Source organism: Pseudoroseomonas ludipueritiae, assembly GCF_014490445.1.
Lineage (GTDB): Bacteria > Pseudomonadota > Alphaproteobacteria > Acetobacterales > Acetobacteraceae > Pseudoroseomonas > Pseudoroseomonas ludipueritiae.
The window spans coordinates 1-4,797 of sequence record NZ_JACTUZ010000231.1 but is presented as its reverse complement, the minus strand read 5'-3'; the positions used below and the strand labels follow the sequence as shown (position 1 = coordinate 4,797).

Below are 4,797 nucleotides of genomic sequence, written 5' to 3'. Positions count from 1 at the left end.
GGATTGCGTGGTGGCGGCCGGCGGGGACGGCACCATCGCGGAAGTGGCGGCGGGGCTGATGGGCGGTGGCGCCGCGCTGGGCATCCTGCCGCTCGGCACCGCCAATGTTCTGTCGCTGGAGCTTGGCCTGCCGCGCGCGCCGGAAGCGGCGGCGGCGGTGCTGCGCGGCGGGCGGGAGGTGGCGCTCTGGCCCGGCATCGCCCGCTTCGGGGATGGGCGTTCCCTGTTGTTCGTGCAGATGCTGGGCGCGGGCTTCGATGCCGATGTGGTGCGGCGGCTGGACCTCGGGCTGAAGCGGCGCATCGGCCGCGCCGCCTATGTCTGGCAGGCCGGGCTGGAACTGCGGCGCTACGCCTTTCCGCCCATCCGCGTGCGGCTGGACGATGGGGAGGCGCTGCGCGCCAGCGCCCTGGTGGTCAGCAAGGGGCGGCTCTATGCCGGGCCCTTCCTGCTGGCGCCGGGCGCGACGCCGCTGCGGCCCGGCTTCCATGTGGCGCTGATCGGCGGCGGCTGGGGCCGCGCGGCCCTGGCCGGGGCGCTGCTGCCGCTCAACCTGCTGCCGCGCCTGCCCGGGCTGGAGTTGCGCCAGGCGAGCCATGTGGTGCTGGAAGGCAGCGGCGTGCCCACCCAGGCGGATGGCGACTTCACCGGCCGCCTGCCCGTGACGGTCACGGATGCCCCGGCGCCGCTGCGCATCCGCCTGCCCGGTGATGGACGGCAGCCTCCTTTCTGATCTAGCCTCCCTGCCATCCGCCTTCGCCCCGCCCCGAACCGGGGCGCCCGCCTCCAGCCGTGCAGGGTCCGTCGCATCCCATGAACCAGTTCTCGCCCGTGTCGCGTCCGAACAACCTCGATGCGTTCTGGATGCCCTTCACCGACAACCGCTACTACAAGTCGCACCCGCGCCTGCTGGCCCGGGCGGAAGGCATGAACTACTACACCGCCGATGGCATGGAAGTGCTGGACGGCACCGCCGGCCTCTGGTGCTGCAACGCCGGCCACGGCCGCCGCGAGATCACCGAGGCCATCCAGAAGCAGGCGGCGGTGATGGATTTCGCCCCCACCTTCCAGCTCGGCCACCCGCTGGCCTTCGAGGCCGCCGCCCGCGTTGCCGACATGACGCCGGACGGCATGGACCGTGTCTTCTTCACCAATTCCGGCAGCGAGAGCGCCGATACCGCGCTGAAGATCGCGCTGGCCTACCAGAAGGCGCGCGGCCAGGCCCAGCGCGTGCGGCTGGTGGGGCGGGAGCGCGGCTACCACGGCGTCGGCTTCGGCGGCATGTCGGTGGGCGGCATCGGCGGCAACCGCAAGCAGTTCGGCGCCATGCTGCCCTATGTGGACCACCTGCCGCATACGCATAACCTGGCCAAGAACGCCTTCACCCGTGGCCTGCCGCAGCATGGCGCCGAGCTGGCCGATGCGCTGGAAGGGCTGGTGACGCTGCATGGCGACACCATCGCCGCCGTGATGGTGGAGCCGATGGCGGGCTCCACCGGCGTGCTGGTGCCGCCCGTGGGCTACCTGCAGCGGCTGCGCGACCTTTGCGACAAGCACGGCATCCTGCTGATCTTCGACGAGGTCATCACCGGCTTCGGCCGCGTCGGCACCAATTTCGGCGCCGAGCGCTTCGGCGTCACGCCCGATATCATCACCATGGCCAAGGGCCTGACCAATGCGGCCGTGCCGATGGGCGGCGTGGCCGTGAAGAACGACATCTACGAGACCGTGGTGCATGGCTCCCCGGACGGGATCGAGCTCTTCCACGGCTATACCTATTCCGGCCATCCGCTGGCCTCGGCGGCCGCCATCGCGACGCTGGACCTGCACCGCAGCGAGGACCTGCCCGGCCGCGCCAAGGCCATGGAAGGCTATTTCGAGGATGCCGCGCATAGCCTGAAGGGCACGGACAAGGTCATCGACGTGCGCAACATCGGCCTCGTCGCCGGCATCGAGCTGACGCCCCGCGCCGGCAAGCCCGGCGCCCGCGCGATGGAAGTCTTCCGCACCTGCTTCGACAACGGCGTGCTGACGCGCGTGACCGGCGACATCATCGCCATCTCGCCGCCGCTGATCGCGGAGAAGCAGCATATCGACCGGATCTTCGGGACGATCGCCGAAGCCGTGAAGGCGGTGGACTGAGGACAGGCCAGGGGCGCCGCCCCTGGACCCCGCTGGGGTGACAGTGTCACCCCAGACCCCGCCATCTGTTTTGGGCTTTTGGCGCGGTGGTTGCGCCGGAGGTCTATGACCTCCGGCGACTGCGGCCACAGCCCACGTGGCTTTTCGATTTTCGACACTGGCCCCGATCTGAAAACTGCCAGCGGGGTCCGGGGTGGACTTTCCACCCCGGCGGGAGTGTCCAGAGAGGGCGGAGCCCTCTCTGGCACCGGCTGGCCGTGTTCAGCCCACCACTGCCCCCAGCAGCCCCGCAACCGCGCCGCCCGCCAGCAGCCAGAGCGGATGCAGCTTTTTCCAGAGCACCGAAGCCGCCGCCGTAACCAGTGTGACGGCCGCCAGCCCGGCATCGGTGCTGGTGGCCGCGCCGATCAGCGCCGCCGAGGCCGCCACCAGCCCCACCGTCATGGGCACCAGCCCGGTCTGCACCACGCGCCGCCAGGGCCGGTCGCGGAAGCGGCGCCAGAGGCCCAGCACCACGCCGGTCAGCAGGGAGGAGGGGCCGAACTTGGCGAGGGAGGAAACCAGCAGCCCGCTCCAGCCCGCGACATGCCAGCCGATCAGCGGCACCACCATCATGTTCGGCCCCGGCGCCGCCTGGGCCAGGGCGAAGAGGGCGCTGAACTCCTGCGCCGACATCCAGTGGTGCACCTCCACCACCCGCCGCTGCATCTCCGGCAGGATGGTGTTGCCGCCGCCGAAGGCGAGCAGGGAGAGTTCGGCGAAGATCAGCGCCAGGGCGATCAGCGTGCCCATCGGGCGCTCCACCAGGTGGCCAGGATGCTGAGGGGGGCCAGCACCGCCATGGTCGGCAGCAGCGGCGTGCGCAGCACCGCGATGGCCAGGAAGACCAGCGCCACCACCGCCATGGGCAGCGGCCTGCGCCAGAGCGGCGCCAGCATCTTCAGCGCGGTGGCCACCAGCAGCCCGGCGGCGGCGGCGGCGAGGCCGGCGAAGAGGTGTTGCAGGTAGGGGTCGTCCTGGAAGCGGTCGTAGACCACGCCCAGGGCCACCACCACGGCCGTGGGCCCGGCGATCAGCCCCAGCAGGGCCGAGATGGCGCCGGCGATGCCGCGGAATTCCAGCCCCACGGCGACGGAGAGGTTGATGATATTGCCGCCGGGCAGGAACTGGCAGAGGCCCAGCAGTTCGGTGAAGGCCTCGGCGGAGAGCCAGCGGCGCCGCTCCACCAGCATGGAGCGGGCCAGCGGCAGCACGCCGCCGAAGCCCATCAGCCCCAGGGCGAGGAAGCCCAGGAAAAGCTGGCGGCAATTGGGCGGCGGCGCGGTGCCGCCCAGCGTGGGGTGGGGCAGGGCATCGGGCATGGCGGCTTGGTCCTCCCGCTGCCGGGATGCCATGCCGGGCCGGTGCCGCCAAGCCGTCTACTTGGTCTGCCGGGCGATGACGGAAAGCGCCGCCGCGCTGATGCTGACCTGCCCCAGCACCTGCGTCAGGTCCCGCACGAAGCCCCAGGTCTCGTAGGGAGAGGGGTCCTGCGGCACCACCACCAGGCTGCCCGGCGGCACCGGCGGCCCACCCGCCTGCCAGGAGCCGAGCCCCGCCGGCGCGCTTTGCCCATTGGGCAGCACGATGAAGGCGCGGGAGCCATCGGCGAAGCGCTGCTGGCCGCCGGAAGCCTGCACATACTCCCCGGCACGCCAGCCGGTGGTGAATTGCAGGCTGCCGGGGTTCAGCACGGCGCCCACCACCGTCACCTCGTTGGGGCGCTTGGGGATGGCGATCAGGTCGCCCGGCTCCAGCAGCACGTCCAGCTCGGGGCGGGCGGCCAGCACCACGGGGTTGGCCTCCACCACCATGCGGCCGGCGGCGCGGGCATCGCGCAGCGCATTGGCCAGCTCCCGCCCCGCCGTGATGGCGCCGCCGAGGTCGAGGCCGGTGGAGCGGCTGCCCGCCACGGCCTGCCCGGCCGCCACCTGGATCAGGCTCTGCTCCAGCTCCCGCGCGGTGCGGGCGAAGCCTTCCTGCTGCCGCTGCCGCACGCTTTCCCGCGTGAAGACGGCGCCATAAGGGTAGGCCTGGGGCGAGAGGCCGCCCGCGCGGGCGATGAGTTCGGAGAAGCGCTCGCCGCGCCGGATGTCATAGGTCCCGGGGCGCAGGAACTCGCCCACCAGCGTGACGGGGCCGCTGTCTCGGTCGCCGAAGCCACGGGCGAAGCGCACGGCGTCGCGGGGCGAGAGGCGGATGGCGGCGAAGTTGCGGGAACGTAGGTCCAGCAGGGTGCGGGAAAGGGAGGTGGCGCCAGCCTGTTCCTGCGGCTCCCGCGCGAATTCCACGGCCGAGAGATCGGCCGTGTCGGTGGCGCCGCCGGCGGCGGCCAGCACCTGGTCCAGCCCGGTATTGTCCAGGATGGGATAAAGGCCGGGCATCCGCGCCTCGCCCGAAAGCAGCACGGATTGGTCCAGCAGCCAGGGCAGCAGGGCGGGATAGTCCAGGAAGACCTGCGGGCAGGGCGGGGTGCCGAGATCGGGGAAGCCGGCGCCACGCGCATGGGCGAAGCGGGCCGGGCTGGCGCGGGCGGCGACGGCGAGCGATTGCAAGGCCGGGCAATCGGCGGAAGCCACGGCCGGGACCGGAGCGGCGCCGGGGGGCAGGCCAGCG

The 4,797-nt window shown here is 72.1% G+C and carries 5 protein-coding genes; 2 read left to right on the top strand and 3 right to left on the bottom strand.

The genetic code is table 11. The features are described from left to right. Both IBL25_RS24465 and IBL25_RS24460 read left to right on the top strand, forming a co-directional pair. Positions 1-733: diacylglycerol/lipid kinase family protein (locus IBL25_RS24465; RefSeq protein ID WP_187781075.1), on the top strand; the 733-nt coding region annotated here is incomplete at its 5' end. Positions 734-813: 80 nt separating this feature from the next. Continuing rightward, positions 814-2,142, top strand: coding sequence for an aspartate aminotransferase family protein (locus IBL25_RS24460; protein ID WP_187781074.1), 1,329 nt, complete (start codon positions 814-816; stop codon positions 2,140-2,142). 261 nt (positions 2,143-2,403) lie between these two features. Here IBL25_RS24460 and IBL25_RS24455 read toward each other — a convergent pair whose 3' ends face one another. The 3 genes from IBL25_RS24455 to IBL25_RS24445 all read right to left on the bottom strand — a co-directional run. Then, on the bottom strand, positions 2,404-2,934 hold the full coding sequence (locus IBL25_RS24455) for a chromate transporter (RefSeq protein WP_187781073.1): 531 nt from the start codon (positions 2,932-2,934) through the stop codon (positions 2,404-2,406). After that, positions 2,922-3,503: a chromate transporter gene (locus tag IBL25_RS24450; protein WP_187781072.1), complete on the bottom strand. Its 582-nt coding sequence runs from the start codon at positions 3,501-3,503 to the stop codon at positions 2,922-2,924. The genes IBL25_RS24455 and IBL25_RS24450 overlap by 13 nt, the downstream gene beginning before the upstream one ends. 57 nt (positions 3,504-3,560) lie before the next feature. Further along, positions 3,561-4,797 (bottom strand): SLBB domain-containing protein (locus IBL25_RS24445; RefSeq protein ID WP_187781071.1); only part of this gene is annotated, 1,237 nt, incomplete at its 5' end.

Excerpts from the sequence above, each read along its gene's own strand:
- IBL25_RS24460 (WP_187781074.1), top strand. The coding sequence starts at position 814 with ATGAACCAGTTCTCGCCCGTGTCGCGTCCGAACAACCTCGATGCGTTC.
- IBL25_RS24455 (WP_187781073.1), bottom strand. The coding sequence starts at position 2,934 with ATGGGCACGCTGATCGCCCTGGCGCTGATCTTCGCCGAACTCTCCCTG.
- IBL25_RS24450 (WP_187781072.1), bottom strand. The coding sequence starts at position 3,503 with ATGCCCGATGCCCTGCCCCACCCCACGCTGGGCGGCACCGCGCCGCCG.